Below are 25,067 nucleotides of genomic sequence, written 5' to 3'. Positions count from 1 at the left end.
GGAAGCGATCGCATTTGAAAAACATTATACGTTAAATCTATCGATTTGCAGTAGTATAAAAGTATCGAATTTTAAACTGCCTAACTATTTGCACCCTGTGGGCTTGCTACAGATGAATTTGGGCAACTTAGTCTGCTCTAATTCCCCTCTTTTTAAGGAAGCTTAGGGAGGATCAAGTCTTGATCCAAACGTAATTATGTCGTGCATTTAATTGGCACAACTAGGGCGGACAAGATGTCCACCCCACAAGAGATTTATTTTTTGGGGGATGCAAATTAAAAGACTTCTACAGCTTAAGAAAGTTTAAGCTGTAGAAGTCTTTATACTCTATCCCGTTTTTTTAATTACGAATTATCAGAAAAATGGGTTTAAAACCCCGTGTTTCCAGCACGGCGGTGAGGATGTCAATCGTTAAGCATTTCCAACAACTGCACTTCGCTTAACTGTGTAATTCCCAAAGAGAGCGCTTTTTCTAATTTAGAACCTGCATCTTCTCCTACTACCAAATAATCTGTTTTTTTACTCACCGAATCAGTCACTTTTCCACCAGCTTTTTGAATCAAAGCCTTTGCCTCGTCTCGCTTTAGGGTTGGCAATGTGCCTGTAACTACAAAAGTTTTACCTGCGAAGATTTGATTACCATCACCAAGTGTTTTTGTTTCTTCTGGCGCAGTTAATTGCAATCCTTCTGCTTGTAAGCGTTCTATCAATCTTTGGTTGGCATCAATCCGAAACCACTGGTACACAGATTGGGCAATTTCAGCACCAATACCGTAAATTCCTTCAATATCCGATTGCTTTGCTGTCGCTAACTGTTCTACGGTGAAATATTTTTGAGTCAACAATTGGGCATTCACACTGCCAACGTGACGAATACCTAAACCATACAATACCCTTGACCAAGGTTGATTTTTTGATTGAGCGATCGCATCAATCAATTTCTCTGCTGACTTTTGCCCCATCCTTTCTAATGCACATAACTTCTCTGCTGTCAACTCATATAAATCGGCAACGGAATGCACTAAAACTTTATCAACGAGTTGATGCACCAGCTTTTCACCTAAACCTTTAATATCCAACGCATCACGACTTACCCAATGTTCAATGGAACCTTTGAGAATCGCTGCACAGGAAGCATTGACGCACCGAGTCACCGCCTCACCTGATTCTCGCACCACTGCTTGATCGCAGACAGGGCAATGGGTGGGCATAACAAAGGGTTCAGTGTCAGCAGGACGGAGTTCTTTGAGTACCCTCACGACTTCTGGAATGATTTCTCCAGCTTTGCGGACAATAACAGTATCCCCAATGCGGATATCTAATTGAGCAATGCGATCGCTATTGTGTAAAGTCGCGCGAGAAACTGTTGTCCCCGCCAGTTGTACAGGGCGCATCTCAGCTAACGGCGTTAACGCCCCAGTTCGTCCGACATTTACAGCAATATTTTCCACACGGGTGGGTGCTTCTTCGGCGGGGTACTTTAACGCGATCGCCCAGCGAGGAAATTTCTGGGTAAACCCTAGCTGTTCCTGAAGTTTAAAAGAATTTAGCTTTACTACCACCCCATCAGTCATATAGGGTAAATTCAAGCGTTCCGTATCCCAATATTCATAATATTTTGCGACTTCTGCGATCGAGGCACATAATTTATGGTTTGGGTTCACTTGAAAACCCATCTTTTCTAACAACTCCAACGCTTCCCATTGGGTATTGGCAATACTGGTGTCATCTCTACCAGGAATGTGCAGAGTATAGCCAAAGAAAGCTAACCGCCGTTTAGCGACAATGCGCGAGTCTAATTGCCTGAGTGTACCTGCTGCGGCATTCCGGGGATTGGCAAATAATTGCTCCCCTGCTTTTTGCCTTTCCTCATTGATTTGTTTAAATACTTCCAACGGCAAAAACGCTTCGCCTCGCACTTCCACCCTTTCTAGAATTTCTAACCCTTCAAAATTTAAACGCAAGGGAATTGAGCGAATTGTCCGTACATTTTGGGTGATATCTTCACCTGTCACGCCATCACCCCTAGTTGTCCCCCTAACTAGAATGCCATCTTGGTAGGTAAGAGCCAAAGCAGAACCATCAATTTTCAGTTCAGTGACATATTCCACTGAATCTATTTTCGGTACTTGTCGCCGCCAACGCTGATCCCACCCTTGCAACTCATGAATATTAAACGCATTTTCCAGACTGTACAGGGGGATATTATGCCGCACCGAAGTAAACTGCGTTGCTGGTCTCTCACCCACGCGCTGAGTCGGGCTATCGGGTGCTGTCAACTCTGGATATTGAATTTCTAGTTGTTGTAATTCTCGATATAGCTGGTCATAGACTGCATCCTCCATAATTGGAGTATCTAGGACGTAATAAGCATAGCTGGCTTGTTGCAATAACTGGCGCAATTCTTCTGTGCGCTTTACTTCCGGCTTAATCTGTGTCATTAGAATAATTACAAAATATCTAGGAATAAAATTAAAGATAATGAAGCCTATTGTTTGGATAGCCGCGACTAACCCGTGAAATCAAGGCTTTCATGAATAAATCTTTCATATTATATTCTACCCAAATTGGATGTCTTGGTAGGCGATCGCTACAACTAGGGCAAGGAAGTACCAGATATCTTTCGGCAACTTTCATTACTAGTGATGCCAATACGGTTCGGTTAAGGGAAGAGACGGCGATTTATCGCGTCTTTGCAATCTATAACTTTCATCAAAAAACCTTATTCGAACCGTATTGAGAGGGGTGCGATCTTGATCGTTACCATCTCAAAAATATGGTTCAATAACTATATAACCCATTCTTATTGGCTGAGGAATAAGATGTTTTTAAAGTCAATATAAATGTATTTTGTACTAAGCTTATTTGATTTCATGTTCTTCTGGGCGAGTTAAAATACTTTTTCTTTAAAGTGTAAGAAAGTGCAAAGCACAAAATAGAGAGTATCGCGCCTTTAATTAGCTATCATCGGTAGAAAATAAGCTAAAACTACATAGTAAAGTTATGCCAAAGATATACAAATAAAAGTTCGGTATTCTGAATTCAGGAATCATCTATAAATCTTGGGTATCCACAATTGTCAGCATCGCTACCTGGGTATTGCATAAAAAATAAATGCAACCCTATTTAGTCAGTGCAGCCCAAATTTACATTTTTATTTTACTAATATGTTCATACGTTCTTTAACATTTACTGCCTCTAGTGCAGCGTTACTTGCAACTTTAGTCAGTTCTGCTTTTGCCGCTCCCATTAACTTTGCTAATAGTGTCAGCAATAGTGAGACAAACACAAAGGTAATTGCTCAAAATGTTGCCCAATTACAGAGAATACCTGATGTCAGAAGACAAGCGATCGCTAACGGACAAGACCGATACGCCGCTATTTGGGTCAAGTCTGGTAGTGGGGCTTGGGAAGCGCGGCATGGATTGACCTCGGCCCAGTATCAAGCTACGTTTGACAAACTGGTTGGCGAAGGATATCGGTTAGTTGATGTCAGTGGTTATGAGGTCAAGGGGCAAGGCCGATACGCTGCTATTTGGGTCAAGTCTGGCGGACCAGCTTGGCAAGCGCGACATGGATTAACCTCAGCCCAGTATCAAGCGACTTTTGATAAACTAGTTGGTGAAGGATATCGATTAGTTCACGTTAGTGGTTATGCTGTGAACGGACAAGACCGATATGCCGCTATTTGGGAGAAGTCTGACGGACCAGCTTGGCAAGCGCGACATGGATTGACTTCGGCACAGTATCAAGCTACTTTTGACAAACTAGTTGGTGAGGGATATCGGTTAGTTGATGTTAGTGGTTATGGTGTCAACGGACAAGACCGATACGCTGCTATTTGGGTCAAATCTGGTGGCCCTGCTTGGGAAGCGCGACATGGATTGACTTCAGCCCAGTATCAAGCGACTTTTGACAAACTAGTTGGTGAAGGATATCGATTAGTTGACGTAAGTGGTTATGATGTCAACGGACAAAACCGATACGCCGCTATTTGGGAAAAGTCTGGTGGTTCAGCTTGGCAGGCGCGACATGGATTGACTTCAGCCCAGTATCAAGCTACTTTTGACAAACTGGTTGGTGAAGGATATCGATTAGTTGATGTAAGTGGCTATTAGTACAACATCTCCAATTATCATTGCACACCGAGGCGCTAGCGGCTATCGTCCAGAACATACTTTAGCTGCTTATGAATTAGCGATTGCATTGGGTGCTGATTATATTGAACCTGATTTAGTTTCCACCAAAGACGGTGTTTTAATTGCTCGTCACGAAAATGAGATTTCTGAAACCACCGACGTTGTTAGCCATGTAGAATTTGCTCACCGTCAAACCACCAAAATAATTGATGGCGAATCAAAAACTGGCTGGTTTACTGAAGATTTTACCTTGGCAGAAGTGAAAACACTACGAGCCAAAGAGCGAATTGGGCAACTGCGATCGCAAAATACCGCTTATGATGGACTCTTTGAAATTCCTACGCTACAAGAAATCATTGATTTAGTGAAGCGTAAAAGTGCCGAAATTAATCGTGCGATCGGCATTTATCCAGAAACTAAGCACCCAACTTACTTTAAATCTATTGGGTTAGCCTTAGAACCACCCCTACTTGCAACTTTGACAGCCAACGGTTATGAGGGCGCTAATGCACCTATTTTCATTCAGTCTTTTGAAGTGAGTAATTTACAAGATTTATCTACAAAGACTGATTTACCTCTGGTGCAATTGCTGAATAACAGTGGTAAGCCTAATGATTTTGTCGTTAGTGGCGATGAACGCACTTATGCAGATTTAGTCACTGCATCAGGTTTAGAAGAGATTGCTAAATATGCACAGGCGGTTGGGGTTCATAAAAATTTGCTGGTTCCTAGAGATAGTAGTGGTAAATTGCGTAGACGCGGAGCGGCTTGTCGCCAGACATCGCCTACATCTTTAGTAACTGACGCTCACACGGCTGGTTTGCTGGTTCATGTCTGGACTTTCCGCAATGAAGACTACTTTTTGCCACTGGATTTTCAAGGAAATCCCCAAGAGGAATATGAACTATTTTTCAGCTTAGGTATTGATGGCGTATTTAGCGATTACCCAGATACGGCTTCTACTGTGAAGGAAAATCTTCGGCTTAAACCTTATTCATCCTAAAATCAAAGTTTTAATCAAGAAAAATCTGATTCCCGACTTATTTAATAAGTCAGGAATCTCAGCCTATATATTTTCACAAACTCGTCATCACCTGAGCTAATTGATTAGATAAATCAATTCCAGGATTCTGTGATTTTGTAAATAAAACGCCAGCTAAAAAATAATAATCACCAGAATAAAACGCCATTTTGTTTTTTCGGAGTTCTTCTATGTGTTTTTTTACTTTTGGCTCCGAGCTATAGTAGCCGAACTGCAAAGGTAACACCATGAAATTTTGAACATAATAACCATTTTGTTTTGCTAGGTTCAACGTATTTATGGGATTAGAAAAGCTAGATATTAAAACCAAGACATTTTCATAATCTAACGACAAAAGATCATTGGTAACTGTTGCTCCATCTACGCCCCCAAATAAAAGTGGTATATAAATATCGTCATCTGGTGCGGGTAGATAGGGTGGATTGGCTACAAGATACTCGGCATCTGGTTGAGACGAATTAAACAAAGATGAATTATGTATTATATATTTATTTGTGAGATTGTATTCATCGATGGTTGAATTGGCAACCTTCAATGCAGAAGTATTTAATTCAAATCCCTGGATTACGCCATTAAAGTTGTTTCTCAATAAGGAATTAATTACAGGGCTGCCATCTCCTGAACCAAACTCCACAATAGATTCAGAATTTTTACAATTTCTGATCACAAAGCTTTCTAAACAGTTTGAGTAGAAATTGGATTCTTCAGGACAAAAAAAGATATCTTTCATTTGACTGCAATCAATTGGTAATGTATAATAAGCAGGAAAGAAATTATTTATTACCTTGTATTAAGGCAATAAGAAACTGTTCCTTTAGCAAGGTGTTGCTAAAGAAATCTTTTTGCAGGTTAATTAGATATAAAATGACTTAAAAATGTCAAATTAAAATGCTAAAACCTGCTATTTTTAATTTCTAATTTTTGGGATTTATCTTCACATACGAGTCAGACGAATTGTTTTGCTTCGCGTATCGATCGCACAACAGCAGTAGCGGCGCGATCGCCCATTAGTTTCTCCTGGTCATACCCAAGCAGGAGTTCCCACGCATTCTTGGGATACTGTTCTGCTAAAGACAAAGCAACATCATCTAACATCCAACGACCGTGGCGTTCATCTTCCCTGATGTGCAGTTCCCAATAACCCATCGCCGCCTCTGACAGTCCCAATCGTTGCGCCGCCGCCAGATAGTTTTTATAAGCCGCAGGGCCAGCCACTTCAAAATATGTCAACGCACCACAATAACGTAGGAAATAGCGTTTGCGATCGGTGGTCAAAAAATTATGATTAGCACAAGCTAGAACTTCCCAAGGCACTAAATCGAAGTATCCTTCTGGTTCAGTGTTCATCCCAAACTCAGCCAGCATTTGGGCAAAAAATGTCGAGTGCTTGCGGGATAAACGACCATTGCCGTATTCTTCTAGTAGTACTCGCACCAGCGTACACTGCACTTCATTAGCAGCACCACCCAATACGTAGCATAGACGACTACCTTCAACCAAGCCATCAAAGGAACCGATCGCTAGCAGGTGACGATAGCCAGCTTCAGTCATATCCTCACGAATATAGCGGCTACTATCCGACAAAGGCGGATTTAAATCGGCGGATGCACGCTCAATTAAAGCGTGCTTGACATCCAATTGTTGCAGCGCTGGTAAATCGATCTGTGCCAGTTCCCAGTTTTGCCAAGCAGCCTCAATTTGATCGCGACATGAGGATAAATAAAGCGATCGCTCATTGGTATAATGCTGCAAATCGTCGTACCAAAACAGCTTAAGCCGATTAATTCGATAAAGTATCCGTTGCAAAAAACGGTGAGCCTGTTCATCAGAGCGATCGTTTTTATAAGCGGCGCGAATTGCTGTTGAGAGCGCCTGTTCAAACTCACTAGCTATTGCAGGTTTTACATCCAGCTGATGATCCAAATCCTCCATTGCTAGCAGTTCTATAAATTGCTCCTCAGCACGGTGGTACTTGGTAATTGTTCTTTCTTCTGTTTGGGTGCTTTTTTTCGCAGTCCCAGCATTAGGAAATATAACTAAATTGCTTTGCATGGAATCTTCGCTAGCTTTGGAAAAGTGAGAAATTAGTTTCACCTCTAATACCTAGGTTTCCACACCAGTAGCTTTCTGTACCTCTTTCCCTGGTTATAAACAAAGATTAAGTTTCAAAAGAAGGGTATTGGGCATGGGGCATTGGGCATTGGGCATTGGTTATTTCCCCCTTGCTCCCTCTGCCTCCTCTGCTCCCCTGCCCCCCTGCTCCCTGCCCCTCCCCTACTCCCTACGGCACTTTCGGCTGTTGCTCAATCGGCTTACTTGGCGGAATCTCCTCAAGAGGAATCAGTGCTTCGATTACTGACTTAACAATTGGTGCAGCAACAGTAGAACCATAAGCACTTTCTCCTTTTGGCTCATCCACCAGTGCAAACACTACATAGCGAGGAGATTCTACTGGTAAAATAGCCACGAAACTGGTCATTCTAGCACCCTTGATATAACCACCATTAGGACTAGCTTTTTGGGCTGTACCAGTTTTACCAGCAATGCGATATCCGGGAATTTGTGCCGCCTTACCACTGCCTTCATTAACAACAGTTTCCATCATTTCTACAACCTTTTGGGCTGTTGCGGCTGAGAAAATTTGGCGTGATATAGTCCGAGTGGGTGAATCATGCATCTGCCCTTTGGTATCAATCAACCCGCGTACTACATGGGGTGTAACCAATTTACCGCCATTGGCTAAAGCACCGTGCATTTGCACTAGCTGTATCGGTGTCATCGAAAAACCTTGCCCAAAGGAAGTAGTAGCTGGTTCAATTGGCGAAGCGATAAATTCTTCTTGACTTTTAAGCCGACCGCCAACTTCAAAAGGTAAATCTGTATCAACTTTTTGTCCTAGCCCCAAACGTTCTAGCCAGTTGTAGTAGATTGAAGGCTTTAAGCGTTGGATAATTTGCACCATGCCAATGTTGCTGGAATATTGCAAAATTTGAGCGATACTGATTCGCCCATTACCATTATTCATCGCATTTTTGATGGTGTAATTAGCCACTCGAATAGAACCGGAGTCATTAAACATATCATCTGGTTTGATGACATTATTTTCCAGAGCGATCGCCACATTCAAAGGCTTAAAAGTCGATCCCGGTTCATAAAGATCCGCCACCGTCCAGTTTTTGAACAGCGAGATATTAGCTTTAGCGTATTCATTAGGGTTATAGGTAGGCTGAGAAACGAGGGCGAGTAAGGAACCATCCAACGCATCCATTACAATTACCGCCCCACGTTTAGCATCAAACTTCTCCATTTGTTGTTTGAGTGCCAGGCTAGCAATCCGTTGCAGACGGCTATCGATTGTGAGTTGTAGCCGCAAATCATCAAAATGCAGAAAACCTTCCGGTGCATGATCTGGCATCACGGCTCCATTACCAGAGCGACTGAGCCGCACCGTTTGCACAGGACGTTCTAACAACTTCTCTTGAGAATATTCCACACCTGCTTGACCACGACGGTCAACATTCACATAACCCACCACATCAGCAACCAAATCGTCTGGCGGATAATATCGGGAGTATTTTTGAATTAACTCTAAGCCATTTAAACGCAAAGAAGTCACGCGATCAATAATTTCTTCCGGTAGGGCTGGGGCAAGTATAATTCCGCTTTTTTTACTTTGAAAAGTTTTCACCAATTCAGCAGTATCTTTGGCCAATATTGGGGCAAGTCGCTCTGCCATCTCTTCATTAGACTTATCAAACAGCTTGGGATGAGCGTACAAAGTATACACAGGACGGTCAATCGCCAACAGTTCACTATTGCGATCTACCACCGGGCGGCGGGGCATAAAAGGTCGCAAATCCACCATTTGCTGGTTCCGCGCCTGCTCCGTTAATTTTGTTCCCTTGACAATTTGCAAGTTATACAACTTGATACCTAACCCCAATCCTGCTGCCATTAATACGCCCCAGACGACGAACAGCCGGGACTTGGTATTGGATGTTTGGTTTTGGATATTAGAGGCAAGTGTCCCCAATAACCCTCGTTTAGAACCCTTCTGCTGCTTTTTGAAGGCTGGATTCCGAGACTTTCTTAATCTTGTTCTGCTTGGTAATTTTTGCATTGCCTACTCAGTACCAAATTACTTTTCGGAGTCAAAAGTCCAAACTTAAAGTTAGTTACTCCATAACTCCTGTACAGACGCGATTAATCGCGTCTCTCCTAACTCTTAATATCCAAGTGGTGATAGCGTTTGCCGTTGCGTTTCCGAACTTGGCGTTATGTTAGGCGTTATTTTATTAGATGATGCTGGCTTAGGAGTATGAGGTGCTGGAGACAAGAAAATCATTCCTTGAGGGGTTGGCGATACTAGCCCTGCTGTTGGTTGTTCCGCTTCCTTAGCCATTCTATTTGTCAGCGTGGCGTTGGTTGTCGTTAGTAACCGCTCATGACGTTGGAGGTTTTGCAGTCTGCGATATGACTTACTCCAAAGCTCTTGGGAATATACTGTCCAGCCATAAACAGCAAGTGTCGATGCTACTACCAAAAACGCCAAAACTGTCGAATAACGATGAAATGTGTACAAGCGCAACAACCATAAAGGTACGGCTCCAGAATTAGGCATTGTCGGAAGTCCAAGAAAATCTACCCCTGAACTTTTCTGAGTCGCACTGGACTGCTCATTGAGATTTGGTAACTTTTGTCTACCCAACTCTTTCACCGATTTGGGCATAGCTGCCTTATTTGTGGCAGAAACCGCTAAATTTTTTGAGGAACGCTGTTGTCTTTGAGAGGATAAGGGTGTGGATTTGGTTGCTGGTGTAGCAGCGCTCTGTGCTACAGACTCTATACGCGTAGAACGTCGCCTTCCTAAAGAAAACATAGAATCTCGCCAGAACCAATTACCCTTTCCAGAAATAGCAGATTTACGAGCAACTACCATAAATTTTTTAGATTGAAAATACTGTACTTTAGATTGATTTTCTTGATTGTCTGTTTTTGATAGGGTTAAGACTTACTTCTGTGCAACAAGCACACATAACAGACTACACCCTTTTAACTGTTCTGATAGGTAGCTGTAGCAATGTTTGCATCCTCTAGATATTGCAATGTTTGCAATCAGCGATTAGCAACCAGACAGCTTACCCTTTAGAGATAGAACCTAAAGTATGGCAACGCCGGGCAGCAAGGTGCAATACTCTGTGAAAAAAATAAAATTTTTTGTTATGATAGCTCGGTTTGCTAGAAAATTTGGTAATTTCCTTTTTGCTTCTGAGTTAAGAGAAACTAATCAGATAGCTGTATGAGACATACTGCTAATAAAGAATATCCCAAAGGATTATTTTTTTTAAGTATGTAATCTCACAGCATTAAAAAAAAAGCAATAAATACGGTATCGTATTCAACAGGCGAAAAATTTTTCTAGCCACAATTGGTGAAAGAGGAGTTATGAAAACAAAAATCTTTGGTTTGGCTGTAATCTTAAGTCTAGCTACAATTCTGGGAGCCTGTGGTGAAGGCGGTGGTGATGGTGGTACTACTCCTGGTGGTACTCCTGCTGCTACAGGTGAACCAACTGATGCGCCTCCCGCTACTAAAACCACACCTGCGGCTACACCTGCTGCTACACCTGCTGCTACTCCTAAATAAGGCATCTTAAGCTTTTAGCTTTAGTTGAAATCATGCCCAAAATAGCTTAGTAACAACGCTCGTCACCACATAGCTTGAATTAATAGGTTTATCTAGAAACCTTGATCTTTCTTTTGGTGTATCAGAGCCTAGAGTTTGCTCAAATATCAGCTAAGTAGGGCAGCAATAAAAGGACACTGGTGATGAGGATTACCTCGTCAACCAAGTGTCCGCCTGAAAATTCTCGCCTGACCGAACCTTATTCCAAGTAAAAGAGAGTTTAGTTCCGTAAATCTAAGCCATCTTGTGGGCAAAATACTTCCACAATTTAGTGTTTGGAATAGCTGAAACTCCTGAGTTTTGAGAGGACAAAAGAATTCATTGCGATCGCTGGCAATTGCTCAAGAGCATTCCCTGTAGTCTATTCTGTATTAGGACAGACCTAGTGATGTTTCTTGATATTGCCAGATTTTTATTGGGAAAATTTATAACTTTGGGAATTGGGTACTGGGAAACAGATTTTCATGCTGCGTTGTGAATGCAGTTCAAGAGATGGGGAGAGTTAAAGCGAGAAAGGCAGTAAAATTTCTGAGCTTGTTTGTGATTAGTGCAACTTTTGTTGTAGTAAGTAGCTATTGGACATCATCAGTAGTCATAGCATTACCGCCACCAGAAGATACACCAGAAGAAATATTACGGACAAAGATTATCATAGAAGCGCGATCGCCAATTGATGGAAGCTTTCTAACAGCTGCCGAATACATTCAATTACAAGCACAGCTTCAAGAAGCCCCACCACCAAAACTAGATCCCAAAATTCGGGAACAGATTTTCTTGCTTCGCCTACGTAAAACCTTACTTCAGTTTTTCCCATTTTTAAATTTTTGATAAATTCCCCATTCCCCATTCCCCATTCCCCATTCCCCATTCTGATGTACGATAACGGTGGCGACAAAATTGCAAATAAATGTAAAGAATATATATAGATATTAAAAAAGTAGATTTAGTCAATCACGTTATTTCACTTAGGTAGCTTCATGTCCATGACCACGATCGCCCCTGAACAGGTTAACAGCATCGTTTGGAATCAGCATAACGATCCCTTTGAAATACTAGGTTCTCATCCCATAGAACAAGACGGCAAAACTGTCTGGGCTGTGCGGGCCTACTTACCAAATGCAAGTGCAGTATGGGTTGTTCTTCCTGAACAACGGAAAGAATACCCAATGCAAACAGTGCATCATCCTCACTTTTTTGAATGCACTATTGAAACCGCAGAACTGGCAAACTACCAGTTACGGATTAAAGAAGGAGAACATGAGCGTGTTACTTATGATCCTTACGCCTTCCGTTCTCCTAATTTGACAGATTTTGATTTGCATTTATTTAGTGAAGGCAACCATCACCGAATATACGAAAAACTGGGAGCGCACACCACGGAAATAGGCGGCGTTAAGGGCGTTTATTTTGCAGTTTGGGCACCCAATGCTCGTAACGTTTCATTGTTGGGAGATTTCAACCTCTGGGATGGGCGCAAACACCAAATGCGTAAAGGGCCAACCGGGGTTTGGGAATTGTTTATTCCTGAAATCGGTGTGGGAGAGCATTACAAATATGAAATCAAAAATTTTGAAGGACACATTTACGAAAAATCCGATCCCTACGGTTTCCAGCAAGAACCCCGCCCGAAAACGGCATCTATTGTCACTGATTTAGATGCTTACACTTGGGATGACGAAAGCTGGATGGAGAAGCGGCGACATACTGATCCCCTTACCCAGCCCGTCTCAGTTTATGAAGTGCATTTAGGGTCTTGGTTACACGCTTCGAGTGCCGAACCTGCTAAACTGCCAAATGGTGAAACTGAACCGGTAGTTATCGTTTCGGAACTTAAGCCGGGCGCACGCTTCCTTACCTACCGGGAACTAGCTGACCGACTAATTCCTTATGTCAAAGAATTTGGATACACCCATATAGAAATGCTACCCATTGCGGAGCATCCCTTTGATGGTTCTTGGGGTTATCAAGTAACTGGGTACTATGCTCCCACCTCCCGTTTTGGCAGCCCCGAAGATTTCATGTATTTTGTTGACAAATGTCACCAAAATGATATAGGGGTAATTGTGGATTGGGTTCCGGGTCACTTCCCCAAAGATGGACATGGTTTAGCTTTCTTTGATGGTAGCCACCTGTACGAACACGCTGACCCTCGCAAAGGTGAACACAAAGAATGGGGTACTTTGGTGTTCAACTATGGTCGCCATGAAGTTAGTAATTTCCTCGCAGCCAATGCCCTCTTCTGGTTCGACAAGTATCACATTGACGGGATTCGTGTAGATGCTGTTGCCTCGATGCTCTATAACGACTATTGCCGCGAACCCGGAGAATGGCTGCCCAACCAGTACGGCGGCAGAGAAAATCTAGAAGCAGCAGATTTTCTGCGTCAGGTCAATCACATTATCTTTAGCTATTTCCCCGGCATTCTCTCAATTGCTGAAGAATCTACTTCCTGGCCAATGGTATCTTGGCCCACCTACACAGGCGGACTGGGTTTTAACTTGAAGTGGAATATGGGCTGGATGCACGATATGCTGGATTACTTCAGCATGGACCCTTGGTTCCGCCAGTTCCACCAAAACAATATCACCTTTAGTATGTGGTACAACCACAGTGAGAACTTCATGCTGGCTCTATCCCACGATGAAGTGGTGCATGGCAAGAGCAATATCATCGGTAAAATGCCGGGAGATACATGGCAGAAGTTAGCTAATATCCGTTGTTTATTTAGCTATATGTTTGCTCACCCAGGCAAGAAAACCATGTTTATGAGCATGGAGTTTGGGCAGTGGAGTGAGTGGAATGCTTGGGCAGATTTGGAGTGGCATTTATTGCAGCATGAAGCCCACCAACAGTTAAAAACGTTTTTCCAGGAATTGAACCATCTCTACCGTTCTGAGCCTGTTTTGTACACTCAGGATTTTGCTGAACCTGGGTTTGAATGGATTGACTGTAGTGATAATCGCCATAGTGTAGTTTCCTTCATCCGTCGTGACAAGGATTCTGATGATTTTGCGATCGTGGTTTGCAATTTTACACCGCAACCCCATTCTCACTACCGCATCGGTGTACCGCAAAAGGGATTTTATACTGAGTTGTTCAATAGTGATGCACGTCAATATGGTGGCAGCAATATGGGCAACTTAGGCGGTAAGTGGACGGATGATTGGTCTTTGCACAGTCGTCCCTATTCGCTAGATTTGTGTTTGCCACCTTTGGGTGTGTTGATTCTCAAGTTGGATAAGAAGAAGACTGCTGAATTAATGGGATAACAATATTGGGTGGGCGATGTCCACCCAATATTGATGTTTTATCGAACAGAATTCAGGAGTCAGGAGTCAGAATTCATTCTGAATTCTGAACGAAAAAGCGGATAGCGCAGCGTAAAGCCTTCTCTTCTCTTTCAGAGACGCTAACGCGAACGAGAGGCTGCGCCCAACGGCATGGCTTCACTTAGAGCGAGTCTGCGAGTGTCTGAATAATCGACGTTTTTGCAACCCCACCAAATTGAAAATTTGGTGGTCAACAAGAAAGTCGCGGGTCTGAATCCCCGACTGATAGCGTAGCGGTAGCGTTCGCGCAGCGTCTCGTAGAGAGGAACGAGCGTCTTGATTCTGACTCCTGAATTCTGACTCCTGAATTCTGACTCCTGAATTCTTTTTCAACGAGTGGTTATAAAATTTTTGCCATTTTCTCATTCCCTGCTTGTCAGGCAGGGAATGAGAAAAAACTAACTTGCGGCTATATTGCCCCAACCTATGTAGGGTAATCTTGCAGCTGTTGTCCGAACTTGGCTAGCATTCGCCACCAACTGACCGCAAGCATCCCAAGTCCCAGAAATAAATGTGCTTCTTGTACCTTCACCGATCGCAACTGGGGCAGTATAATCATCAATTTGCACTTGCAAAGTTTCCAGATTTACTGTCACGGCGGCTTGAGGATTGGCAGCTACTAACTCTTGCAGTTGTTTAACAGTAGCAGCGTCGGCTGTCAGACAAGGTATACCCATTGCCACACAGTTACCGAAAAAGATTTCTGCGAAGCTTTCACCTATTAAAGCTTGGATTCCCCATTTTGCGATCGCTTGGGGTGCGTGTTCCCGTGATGAACCACAGCCAAAGTTACGGTTGACTATTAAAATATTCGCGCCTTGATATTGCGGTTGGTCAAAGGGATGTTCACCTTTAAGTGCTGTCCGGTCATCAATAAACGCACCTTCGCCTAACCCATCAAAGGTAACGGCTTTTAAATATCGCGCGGGAATAATGCGATCGGTATCTATATCATTGCCCACCAAAGGTATACCGCGCCCTGAAACTGTTTTAACTTCACTCACCATAAACTTTATTTACCTATCATTTCAATGACAGCCTATTAATTTCTACAAATGACAAATGACCAATGACCAATGACAAATGACCAAAAAATTACAGCAACTCGCGCACATCAGAGACTTCGCCTTTAATCGCAGCTGTGGCAACCATCGCCGGACTCATTAACAATGTCCGACCAGAAGAGGAACCTTGTCTGCCTTTAAAGTTGCGGTTAGATGAGGAAGCACTGATTTGTCTTCCTTGTAGCTTATCGGGGTTCATGGCTAGGCACATAGAACATCCCGGTTCACGCCATTCAAATCCAGCTTCCTGAAAGATTTTATCCAGTCCTTCAGTTTCCGCCTCTTGCTTCACCCTTTCAGAACCGGGGACAACAAAGGCTTTTATTCCCTCTGCAACATGGCGACCTTTGGCGATTTTCGCCGCTTCCCGTAAATCACTAATTCTGCCGTTGGTGCAACTACCAATAAAGCAGACATCTATTTTAGTGCCCTTGATGGGTTGACCAGGATATAAATCCATGTAGCGGTAAGCTTCTTCGGCAATAAATCGGTCTTCTTCGAGCAATTCTTCTGGTTGAGGCACTAACTGGTTGACACCGATACCTTGACCAGGAGTAATCCCCCAGGTGACGGTAGGAGAAATTTCCGCAGCGTCGAATACCACTACATCATCGTACTGGGCATCAGCATCGCTCTTGATGGAATCCCACCAAGCCACTGCTTTATCCCAATCTGCATTTTTGGGAGCAAAATCTCTGCCTTTGAGGTAATCGTAGGTGACTTGATCGGGATTGACATAGCCGCATCTAGCACCGCCTTCGATCGCCATATTGCAGACAGTCATCCTCTCTTCCATATTCATTTGTTCAAATGTCGTACCTGCAAATTCGTAGCCATAGCCCACACCACCTTTAACGCCAAGGGTGCGGATGATATGCAGGATGACATCTTTGGCGTAAACTCCTGGGTTCAGGTTGCCGTTAACTTCAATTTTGCGGACTTTGAGTTTTGAGAGGGCGAGGGTTTGGGAAGCGAGAACATCCCGGACTTGACTAGTACCAATGCCAAATGCGATCGCACCAAATGCCCCATGACTGGAAGTGTGGCTATCTCCACAAGCGATCGTCATTCCTGGTTGAGTCAGTCCCAGTTCTGGAGCGATGACATGAACTATACCCTGACTACCAGAACCGATGTTGTAAAAAGTTATGTTATTTTCTTGGCAGTTATTTTCGAGCGCCTGAATCATCTCTTCTGCCAAACTATCAACAAAAGGACGCGCCTGATTTTCTGTCGGCACAATATGATCAACTGTGGCAACAGTCCGCTCTGGAAACAGTACTTTTAGACCCCTCTCGCGTAACATAGCAAAGGCCTGGGGACTGGTGACTTCATGAATTAGGTGAAGCCCGATAAATAGTTGCGTCAGCCCAGAGGGAAGTGTACCAACGGTGTGTAAGTCCCAAACTTTATCAAACAGGGTACCTTTGCTCATACGTAAATTAATATTTCAAGAGTCCGGTCTTAAATAGTATCAAAAAATAGTCTAAGTTTTTCTAGATTGCTTCATAATGTTAGTGACATTTTTGCACTCTTATTCCTCTGTGTCGCGCCAGATGCGACAACGAAAAGGCAGTCCCTTTCCTTTGGGTAGGCAATGTCCAACTTGTTCGACGCTATGCTTTTGGTCTTCCGTAACTCATCCGTAAGTCCTAACCGATATTTAAAGCCCCCATCCCGAAAAGATGCGATGTTACGGGTATCCTGGTGATGCCCAGTGTGGAATGCTGGTAATAAAGTTGCTAAAACTACGCTTGTAGTAGAAATTGCCTGATTTTGCTCCTTTACATTACTTTAGAGACAGTCTTTGAAAACTCAGCTTAATTCTTCTAGTAGAGGAGAGAGCTAATTAAAAAGCCATATACTGCAATAACCAAGCAATAGTTTGATCGGCTCCTAATTAAAGACCTATTAGGAGCTTTTTTTAATTGATATTTTTTAAGTGATTATCTACCTGTTGGGGCGGTATATAGAAATAAAGCGTAGTTGCGATTAAACTATTCCTTATGGATATTAATGATTGATTCTGATGGTAGATGGATTCAAAAGAGCAAGATTGATAATATGTATTCGTTGAGTAAAAAAACCTTTACCGAATTAATAACAATGAATATTCTTGCTTGGATTGTTTTAGGTCTAATTGCTGGTGCGATCGCTAAAGCTATCTACCCCGGTCATCAAGGTGGCGGTATTCTAGGAACAATCTTATTAGGAATCATCGGCGCTTTTGTTGGTGGTAGTCTTGGAGTCTTTTTCAGTACAGGGACGTTAAGTTTAGCAGCACCGACTCTCAGCATTCCTGGTATTGCAGTAGCAGTTCTTGGTGCAATTGTTGCAGTTTTCCTCTGGAATTTATTAACAAATCGCAGCGCGGTATAAAAGCATAATTGCTGACAATAACTGAAGGTAATTTAGCAAATTTATTTAACTATCGTGAATTAAATCAAAAAAATAGCGCTAGCCTAATCACAGGCTGGTGCTATTTTTTAACTTTTGATCAATCAAAATTTGTAGGATTTTAATGGTGTGCGATCGCTGTTAGCATCGCATATTAGAGACTTGCCATTCAAAAAATATGCTGTTTTGCAGGCGAGCCAGTGCATTACGGTGAAGCAATCCGCACAAGAGGCAGGTTTCGCCCATGAGAAACTGCTATTAGCGTAATGCTTTTACGCCACTAATCCCCGTCACCCGATTAGTGGGACTGAGACAAAAAACAAACACCTATAAAATAGCCTCAAATCTATATGCAGATAGGCTTTGACATCATTTTGTTTGTTTTTTTGATATATCCAGGTTCTATAAAAAAATTATATGCATTCAAATATTACTGTTTTTAGTGGGAAAACTAAGTTTAGTCAAAGTGCAATCTACTAAAACTACTAAAGCAGGTATATATGAGCGCGGTTAAACTTCAGGCTAATGATTATCCTATCTCTAAAATATTTAGCAACGATTTTATCTTCACTATTCCTTTATATCAGCGCCCCTATGCCTGGACAACGGAGCAAGCAGGAGAACTGCTTGAAGATTTGGTCACTGCGTTGGGAGATAGTGACAATAAAATTGATGATATAAACCCGTATTTTTTAGGAAATATTGTACTCATCAAAGGAGATAAACCAGATGCCCAAGTTGTGGATGGTCAACAGCGTTTGACTACACTTACTGTATTGCTGGCTGCTTTACGGGCATCAGTTTCCAAAGAAAACATACATATACTAACAAAATATCTTTATCAAGAAGATGATTTTGATCCTAATGATAACGTTTATCGTTTGACTGTGCGTGAGCGAGATGCACAGTTTTTCAAGGAATATATTCAGGATGAAGGTGGTATTGATAAGCTGAAAAATTTACATGCAGCTAAACTATCAGATAGTCGTAAAAATTTCAAAGAAAATACATTATTGTTTGTAAATCGCTTACAAAGCTTTACTAATAATCAGCTTCTACGGCTTACTCAATTTATCATTAAAAGATGTTTTTTAGTAGTAGTTGCTACTCCAGATATTGACTCTGCATACAGAATATTTTCTGTCATCAATAATCGAGGGATGGATCTGTCTCATGCTGATATTTTGAAAGCAGAAATTATCGGTAAGATTTCCCTTGAGCAACAGGAAAAATACAGTACTAAGTGGGAAGAAATGGAAGAGAAACTAGGACGCGATATATTCAAGAGCCTATTTTCTCACATCAGAATGATTCACGTAAGATCCAAGCCGCGTGAAAGTATACTTAAGGAATTCCTGAATGACATTAAACCAATTAATGAACCTCAACAGTTAATTGATAAAATACTAATTCCTTATGCTGAGGCTTTTTATGAAATTAATAATCTAGCCTATCACAGTGATATTTTAGGAGAAGAAGTAAATCAAAAGTTTAGATGGTTACACTTGATTGATAATTCTGACTGGATACCTCCAGCTATTTTATATCTCTCTCGCCATTACAGCAATCCTGAATTGTTATTACGGTTTTTCACAGATTTAGATCGCCTAGCTTCAGGTCTAATGATTCAACGGAATAATATTAATGAGCGCATAGAACGTTACGGCAAATTACTATATGCTATCGAGATTGGAGAAGATTTGTACGTACCTGATTCACCTCTGCAACTGAAACCTGAAGAACAGGCACATATTATCAAAATCCTAAATGATGACCTTTATTTAATTAGAAAAATTCGACTTTATGTTTTACTACGTTTAGATGCTGCACTCTCAGAAGGAAAAGCTTCATATAACTTCTGTAATATTAGTGTTGAGCATGTACTACCTCAAAATCCAACTTCTGATAGTATGTGGGTACAATCATTTCCTAGCCAGGAAGAACGTGATAAATATGTCCATCGTATGGGAAATTTAGTTTTACTCTCTTCCTCGAAAAACGCTCAAGCGCAAAACTATGACTTTGACCTGAAAAAGCAGAAGTATTTCACAACAAAATCAGGCATTTGTAATTTTGCGCTAACGACACAAGTGTTAATGGAAAAAGAATGGACACCTGAAGTTATCAACAAGCGGCAGCAACAGCTAATTCATCAGCTAAAAGAAGTTTGGCGTTTACAGTAGTAGGTTGCCTAGGTGTGTAGATGCGTAGCTACCCATAGAGGTACGATGAGCTAAATCTACGCACTTACAATCTAAAAAAAGTAGTATTTTTGACAAAAATTGGTTAGTAAATTGATTTTTGATTTAAATAAGTATAAATACGTTCAAATCTACAGATTTTATGAAATTTTCAATAAGTTGCACTGGTCACTACACACAAAACGATGATGTTTCGTTAAGCTGTAAGCGCTATGATTAGAGTTTATTGAACGTCTTATGCACTGGTTATTATCTGGGCCGTTGAGTAGAGAAGAATTGACGGTTAAGATTGTAGGGTTGCCTGCATCATTACAAGGTAAGAAGCTGGTGCAGTTGTCAGATTTTCACTACGATGGTTTGCGGCTGTCGGAAGAGATGCTAGAAAAAGCGATCGCAGTTACTAATGAAGCTAAACCAGATTTAATTTTATTAACTGGTGACTACATAACTGACGATCCGACACCGGTTCACCAACTGATACTTAGACTCAAACATCTGCAAAGTCACAGTGGTATCTATGCTATTCTTGGCAATCACGATATACATTACAAAAACGCAAAAACAGAAGTTACCGATGCCTTTACTAGCATTGGAATCCACGTCCTTTGGAACGAAATAGCCTATCCACTAGGACAAGAATTACCATTGGTAGGACTAGCTGATTATTGGTCACGGGAATTCTACCCTGCACCTGTGATGAATCAACTAAATCCCGACACTCCACGCATCGTTTTATCCCACAACCCAGATACTGCGGAGATACTACAAGCATGGCGAGTTGACTTACAATTATCTGGTCATACTCACGGTGGTCAAATCGTGATTCCCGGAATTGGCCCTGCAATGTTTTTTTACGAAAAGCTTGCAAAAAAAATACCTAAAAAAGTGCAGCGTCGATTTCCATTGTTGCAAGAAAATGTTTCTGTAGTCAGACATTGGGAATGGGCACAGGGTTTCCATCAGCTGGGAAAAAATCAGCTATATGTCAATCGTGGTTTGGGAACTTACCTCCCAGGACGCTTATTTTGCCGCCCAGAAGTTACTATAATCACGCTACAGGGTGAGTAAGTAATCCAAATTTCTAAATTCCACAACTGAATCACAGCAGGTATTCTGGCTAATAAGTACCTGTAGATTTGAGTGAGTCCTGCTTAGTTTAGTCTCAGGATTTAAATCAATTCGTTAATTTTATCTTGAGTATGTGACATAAATTATTGCAGTTTCTCAAGTTACATTTTGATATTTGGTAAGCTGTAAGCGCTGGTATGAGGAGTATCGGTTGCCTTATGCATTGGTTGTTTACGGGACATTTAAGAGTAGATAAAATCACGGTTAAGATTGCGGAACTTCCAGCATCTTTACAAGGTACAACGCTAGTGCAGTTGTCAGATTTTCACTACGATGGTTTGCGCTTGTCGGAAGATATGTTAGAAAACGCGATCGCACTTACTAACGAAGCTGAACCGGATTTGATTCTATTAACTGGTGACTATGTAACTGATGATCCGACACCGATTCACCAATTGGTGCATAGACTCAAACATTTGCAAAGTCGCTGTGGTATCTACGCTGTACTGGGTAATCATGATATCTACTACAGTCATTCAAAAGCAGAAGTTACACAGGCGTTAACTAGCATTGGGGTGCATGTGCTTTGGAATGAAATCGCCTATCCACTAGGAAAAGAATTACCATTTGTAGGACTAGCTGATTATTGGTCACGGGAATTCTACCCTGCACCTGTGATGAATCAACTAGACTCTGTTACACCCCGCATCGTTTTATCCCATAACCCAGATACAGCCAAGATACTGCAACAATGGCGTGTAGATTTGCAACTATCGGGTCATACCCACGGCGGTCACATCGTAATCCCTGGCATTGGGCCTTTAGTATTCTATTATAAAAAGCTACTCAAAAAAATTCCCAAAAAATTAAGGTGTTGGGTAACATTTTTACTAGGAGACTGTTCTAAAGTCGTGCGATATTGGGAGTGGGCGCAAGGGTTTCACAAGGTGCAAGAAAATCAACTATATGTCAACCGGGGTTTAGGAACTTATAAACCAGGACGTTTATTTTGTCCGCCAGAAGTGACTGTAATTACGTTAGTTAGTCATTAGTCATTGGTCATTGGTCATTGGTCTAAATAACCCTCTCCTAAAAAAAGAGATAAATAACAAAGGACAAATGACAAAGGACAAAAATACATAACACTCAAAGCAGAAACCGCCGGAAGCTACGATGGATAAATATCAGCAGCTTGGGGCGGTTTCTTGAAGATTAGAGAATTCAGAACTAAGTAACTCAACTAAGGTGGACAGTATTTGCGATCGCTATACTCAGAATTGCACATCCTAACATTCTAACTAGGCAGGCATTTTCTGGCAGTGCGTTTTCAAACCTCCAAAAGAACTCATTGAACTTAAACCAAAACACATTCAATGGATGTCACAACTTCAGAGCGATCACAAGAACATTAGAGCAGGAGGTACAGGCTCTAACTTGAAAGTTTTTCTTAACTTTTAACCTGTTTGTACCCTGCTCTTAATCTAGCATCGTGTTTGTTTAGCTACAAGATACGTTTACCAAACTTGAACACCATTAATTTATCGCAACAATTCCGAAATCTTTCTTAAAAATATTCCCACTTGATTAGATGTTGGCGTTAATGTCAGCATTATCAAGTGGGCTATAAGTTCAGAAGCCGTTATTGAGCAGAACCGCCTGTTGTAGCATCATTTGTGGTAGAAGAACCATTATTAGATGTACTGTTTGACTGGTCTACTCCTTGAGGTGAAGTGGTTTTAGGGGTATCAACTTTTGTACCTGGAGTAGCGGTATTAGTAGAAGTACCACCCTCATTCTGCGAAGTAGGAGTATTAGTAGTTGGACTCGTCGCCGGACTTTGTGTTGCTTTCGGGGCTGGCTGAGTTACAGAAGGTGATTTTTCTGCCGCAGACTGTTGGGGTGGAATAGTAATGTTAATATCCGGTTGGCGAGGTGCAGATTGAGGTGTAACCTGCTGTTGTGGAACAGGGACAGGAACAGGTACTTCTCTAATTCTTTCGATTATCTTCGTTTGTGGTTGAGGAGTTGGACTACTATTACTCGGTACAGGAACCACGACCGGCACAGTAGTGTCAACCGCAGCGTTATTACGTTGGTTGAAGTACCATACCCCACCTATAATCAAACTGACTACAGAAGTAACAATAATACCCAACAGCAAACCACGGCTAGCATTTTCATTGTCACGCTCGGCTAAATCGGTTTGCTGGTAGCTACGCTCGGTATTTCGACCTTGTACGTAACCGTTAGTGTAAGAGTTGGGATTAGGTGTACTGTTCTTGACTGTTTCTGTAGTTCGCGTCAAGTCAGTGTGAATATTACCATTAGTATCAGTGTAAGATTCTTGCTTAATTTCACTGTTTTTGCTTTCGCGTTCATTGGGAATAGACATAACTATTGATTTCACTCCTCGATATGATATTGACAAACTAAAACGTTGTAAGAGAAAGAGGTTTTAATGAGTTTAAAAATCTATGTTGCTGATAAATATTGAGTTTTATTTATTACCCAACTGTTGGTTAATGCCAGAATAACCTCTGAGATCGGACAAGTGGCTCTATCTATAGGAAGTTAATACTTAATCTAGAGAAAGAGCATCCCAAAGATGGATGTTATTAAACTGTCAGGTGATGGATTGATAAAAATCTAGTAAATTACTGAAATCATCTAAATTTTTAATTTGTATTTAGATATCGCATCGCCAAAGCTTAATTGTCATATCTCGACTACCACTAGCTAGGGTTTTGCTATCGGGACTGAAAGCGATGGAGTTAACCCAATCCGAATGGTTATTCAAAGTGTAAAGTTCTTGTCCCGTGTTAACATCCCATAGCTTTACACTGTGATCTGCACTACCACTAGCAAGATACTGACCATCGGGACTAAAAGCGATCGCACAAACATAGCTGCGATGTCCGGCAAGAGTGTTAATTACCTTACCTGTATTGATATTCCATAGCTTGATAGTTTGGTCATAACTGCTACTAGCTAAAATTTTTCCATCAGGGCTAATGGCGACACACATCACCCTGCCTGAATGCCCGTTGAGAGTTTGCAGCAGTTTGTTACTCTTCAAATTCCACAGCTTAATGGTATTATCCGCACCGCCACTGACAAAAATTTGTTGTTTTGGGCAAATAGCAAGGGAGTAAACTAATCCAGAATGACCTTTGAGGACTTGCAGTAATTGTCCCATCTCTATATGGGAAATCTTGATAGTACTGTCTGTACCGCCACTCAGGATAGTTTGACCATCTGGACTAATGATTACTGAAAAAACTGGGGTTGAATGTACTTTGAGTGTCTTGAGTAATTTACCTGTAGACACTTGCCAAATCATTATGCTGCTATCATCACTGCCACTAACCAGAGTTTGGCTATCTGGGCTAAAGGCTAGGCATCTTACCCATTTGGTATGACTAGTGCGAGTATGTAGTAATTTCCCTGTGTCGAGATGCCAAATTTTGATCGTATTATCACTACTTCCACTAGCCAAAGTTTGCCCATCTGGACTGATTGCAGTTGTAAAAACCCAGTTGAGATGAGTCAGGGTGTGTATACATTTCCACGGTGAAGGTTGAGACTGTGATTTAGGTGGTGGCGGCGGCGATGTTCGTTTGGGTGGTGCTTTTTTCTGTTTTAATTCCAGTTCTCTGGCATTTTTGAAATCTGACTTGGCTCTATTTTCATATCCTAGTTTCGAGCAAGCAAGCCCTCGGTATTTGTAAGCTTCAAAGTAGTTGGAGTTGAGACGAATCGCTTGGGTAAAGTCTTCAATTGCTTCAGTATATTTTCCTTTTTGAGCTTTCTCCATCCCCAGTTTGTAGAAACTTTCAGCATTAGATGGAGTGAAATCAATTTTGATAGAAGTGGAAGCAGATTGATTTGTCTCATCCGGCTGATAAGACTTTAACCTTGCATAGGCTTGATTGATTTCTTTAATTTTTTCTTCCGCTTCTAACTTTTGCTGCGGTTCAATAAAACAATCTGGATGCCAAGTTTTAGCCATCTGACGGTAAGCTTGCTTGACCTCATCAACAGATGCACCTGGTTTCAAACCAAGAATATTGTAAACATGATTTATATCAAAGCGATCGCTCATACTAGAAAATCAGCAGCAAATCTCAATATACTTAGTATTC

General features: G+C 41.7%; 19 protein-coding genes. 10 read left to right on the top strand and 9 right to left on the bottom strand.

Going from position 1 to position 25,067, the window contains the following annotated elements; all coding sequences use genetic code 11:
* Nucleotides 1-404: 404 nt before the first annotated feature.
* Nucleotides 405-2,441: an NAD-dependent DNA ligase LigA gene (gene ligA / locus GJB62_RS00810; protein WP_114080167.1), complete on the bottom strand. Its 2,037-nt coding sequence runs from the start codon at nt 2,439-2,441 to the stop codon at nt 405-407.
* Nucleotides 2,442-2,533: 92 nt separating this feature from the next.
* Here ligA and GJB62_RS00805 point away from each other — a divergent pair, with 92 nt between their 5' ends.
* The 3 genes from GJB62_RS00805 (at nt 2,534) to GJB62_RS00795 (ending at nt 5,142) form a co-directional block, all read left to right on the top strand.
* Entirely contained in the window at nt 2,534-2,740 is a 207-nt protein-coding gene (locus GJB62_RS00805; RefSeq protein WP_147262429.1) for a hypothetical protein, read from the top strand.
* Nucleotides 2,741-3,167: 427 nt separating this feature from the next.
* Nucleotides 3,168-4,118 carry a hypothetical protein gene (locus GJB62_RS00800; protein ID WP_114080168.1) on the top strand — a complete coding sequence of 317 codons (951 nt, stop codon included), beginning with the start codon at nt 3,168-3,170 and terminating at the stop codon, nt 4,116-4,118.
* Entirely contained in the window at nt 4,108-5,142 is a 1,035-nt protein-coding gene (locus tag GJB62_RS00795; protein ID WP_114080169.1) for a glycerophosphodiester phosphodiesterase, read from the top strand. The genes GJB62_RS00800 and GJB62_RS00795 overlap by 11 nt, the downstream gene beginning before the upstream one ends.
* 73 nt (nt 5,143-5,215) lie before the next feature.
* Here GJB62_RS00795 and GJB62_RS00790 read toward each other — a convergent pair whose 3' ends face one another.
* The 4 genes from GJB62_RS00790 to GJB62_RS00775 all read right to left on the bottom strand — a co-directional run bounded on the left by GJB62_RS00790 (nt 5,216) and on the right by GJB62_RS00775 (nt 10,120).
* Nucleotides 5,216-5,911: a methyltransferase gene (locus GJB62_RS00790; protein ID WP_114080170.1), complete on the bottom strand. Its 696-nt coding sequence runs from the start codon at nt 5,909-5,911 to the stop codon at nt 5,216-5,218.
* 215 nt (nt 5,912-6,126) lie between these two features.
* On the bottom strand, nt 6,127-7,233 hold the full coding sequence (locus GJB62_RS00785) for an iron-containing redox enzyme family protein (protein ID WP_114080356.1): 1,107 nt from the start codon (nt 7,231-7,233) through the stop codon (nt 6,127-6,129).
* 229 nt (nt 7,234-7,462) lie between these two features.
* Nucleotides 7,463-9,301, bottom strand: a complete 1,839-nt coding sequence (locus tag GJB62_RS00780) for a penicillin-binding protein 2 (protein ID WP_114080171.1) — start codon at nt 9,299-9,301, stop codon at nt 7,463-7,465.
* A 105-nt stretch (nt 9,302-9,406) separates the two neighbouring features.
* The gene (locus GJB62_RS00775; RefSeq protein ID WP_114080172.1) at nt 9,407-10,120 is read right to left on the bottom strand and encodes a hypothetical protein; all 714 of its coding nucleotides are present in this window, start codon (nt 10,118-10,120) and stop codon (nt 9,407-9,409) included.
* Nucleotides 10,121-10,626: 506 nt separating this feature from the next.
* Between GJB62_RS00775 and GJB62_RS00770 the strand changes: the two genes are divergently transcribed.
* From GJB62_RS00770 to glgB, 3 genes are all read left to right on the top strand, one after another.
* Nucleotides 10,627-10,827, top strand: a complete 201-nt coding sequence (locus GJB62_RS00770; RefSeq protein ID WP_114080173.1) for a hypothetical protein — start codon at nt 10,627-10,629, stop codon at nt 10,825-10,827.
* 531 nt (nt 10,828-11,358) lie between these two features.
* Entirely contained in the window at nt 11,359-11,694 is a 336-nt protein-coding gene (locus GJB62_RS00765; protein ID WP_114080357.1) for a hypothetical protein, read from the top strand.
* 149 nt (nt 11,695-11,843) lie between these two features.
* Nucleotides 11,844-14,135: a 1,4-alpha-glucan branching enzyme gene (gene glgB / locus GJB62_RS00760; protein WP_114080174.1), complete on the top strand. Its 2,292-nt coding sequence runs from the start codon at nt 11,844-11,846 to the stop codon at nt 14,133-14,135.
* A gap of 458 nt (nt 14,136-14,593) precedes the next feature.
* On the opposite strand, the gene leuD is transcribed toward glgB, so the two are convergent.
* The gene (gene leuD, locus GJB62_RS00755; protein ID WP_114080175.1) at nt 14,594-15,202 is read right to left on the bottom strand and encodes a 3-isopropylmalate dehydratase small subunit; all 609 of its coding nucleotides are present in this window, start codon (nt 15,200-15,202) and stop codon (nt 14,594-14,596) included.
* An 88-nt stretch (nt 15,203-15,290) separates the two neighbouring features.
* Nucleotides 15,291-16,694, bottom strand: a complete 1,404-nt coding sequence (gene leuC, locus GJB62_RS00750) for a 3-isopropylmalate dehydratase large subunit (RefSeq protein ID WP_114080176.1) — start codon at nt 16,692-16,694, stop codon at nt 15,291-15,293.
* 671 nt (nt 16,695-17,365) lie between these two features.
* On the opposite strand from leuC, the gene GJB62_RS00745 reads away from it, so the two are divergent.
* The 4 genes from GJB62_RS00745 to GJB62_RS00730 all read left to right on the top strand — a co-directional run bounded on the left by GJB62_RS00745 (nt 17,366) and on the right by GJB62_RS00730 (nt 21,977).
* Nucleotides 17,366-17,638 (top strand): GlsB/YeaQ/YmgE family stress response membrane protein, encoded by a 273-nt coding sequence (locus GJB62_RS00745; RefSeq protein ID WP_012406985.1) that lies wholly within the window; start codon nt 17,366-17,368, stop codon nt 17,636-17,638.
* A gap of 518 nt (nt 17,639-18,156) precedes the next feature.
* Entirely contained in the window at nt 18,157-19,839 is a 1,683-nt protein-coding gene (locus tag GJB62_RS00740) for a DUF262 domain-containing protein (RefSeq protein WP_114080177.1), read from the top strand.
* A 255-nt stretch (nt 19,840-20,094) separates the two neighbouring features.
* On the top strand, nt 20,095-20,925 hold the full coding sequence (locus tag GJB62_RS00735; protein ID WP_114080178.1) for a metallophosphoesterase: 831 nt from the start codon (nt 20,095-20,097) through the stop codon (nt 20,923-20,925).
* Between the two features lie 218 nt (nt 20,926-21,143).
* Nucleotides 21,144-21,977, top strand: a complete 834-nt coding sequence (locus tag GJB62_RS00730; RefSeq protein ID WP_114080179.1) for a metallophosphoesterase — start codon at nt 21,144-21,146, stop codon at nt 21,975-21,977.
* A gap of 587 nt (nt 21,978-22,564) precedes the next feature.
* Here GJB62_RS00730 and GJB62_RS00725 read toward each other — a convergent pair.
* Together GJB62_RS00725 and GJB62_RS00720 are read right to left on the bottom strand one after the other, a co-directional pair.
* Nucleotides 22,565-23,317, bottom strand: a complete 753-nt coding sequence (locus GJB62_RS00725) for a hypothetical protein (RefSeq protein ID WP_114080180.1) — start codon at nt 23,315-23,317, stop codon at nt 22,565-22,567.
* A gap of 294 nt (nt 23,318-23,611) precedes the next feature.
* Nucleotides 23,612-25,027: a DnaJ domain-containing protein gene (locus tag GJB62_RS00720; protein ID WP_114080181.1), complete on the bottom strand. Its 1,416-nt coding sequence runs from the start codon at nt 25,025-25,027 to the stop codon at nt 23,612-23,614.
* Nucleotides 25,028-25,067 lie beyond the last annotated feature (40 nt).

This window comes from Nostoc sp. ATCC 53789, assembly GCF_009873495.1.
In the GTDB taxonomy this organism is placed as follows: domain Bacteria; phylum Cyanobacteriota; class Cyanobacteriia; order Cyanobacteriales; family Nostocaceae; genus Nostoc; species Nostoc muscorum_A.
Note: the sequence above shows the minus strand (reverse complement) of the source record. Positions and strands in the feature narration are given on the sequence as shown.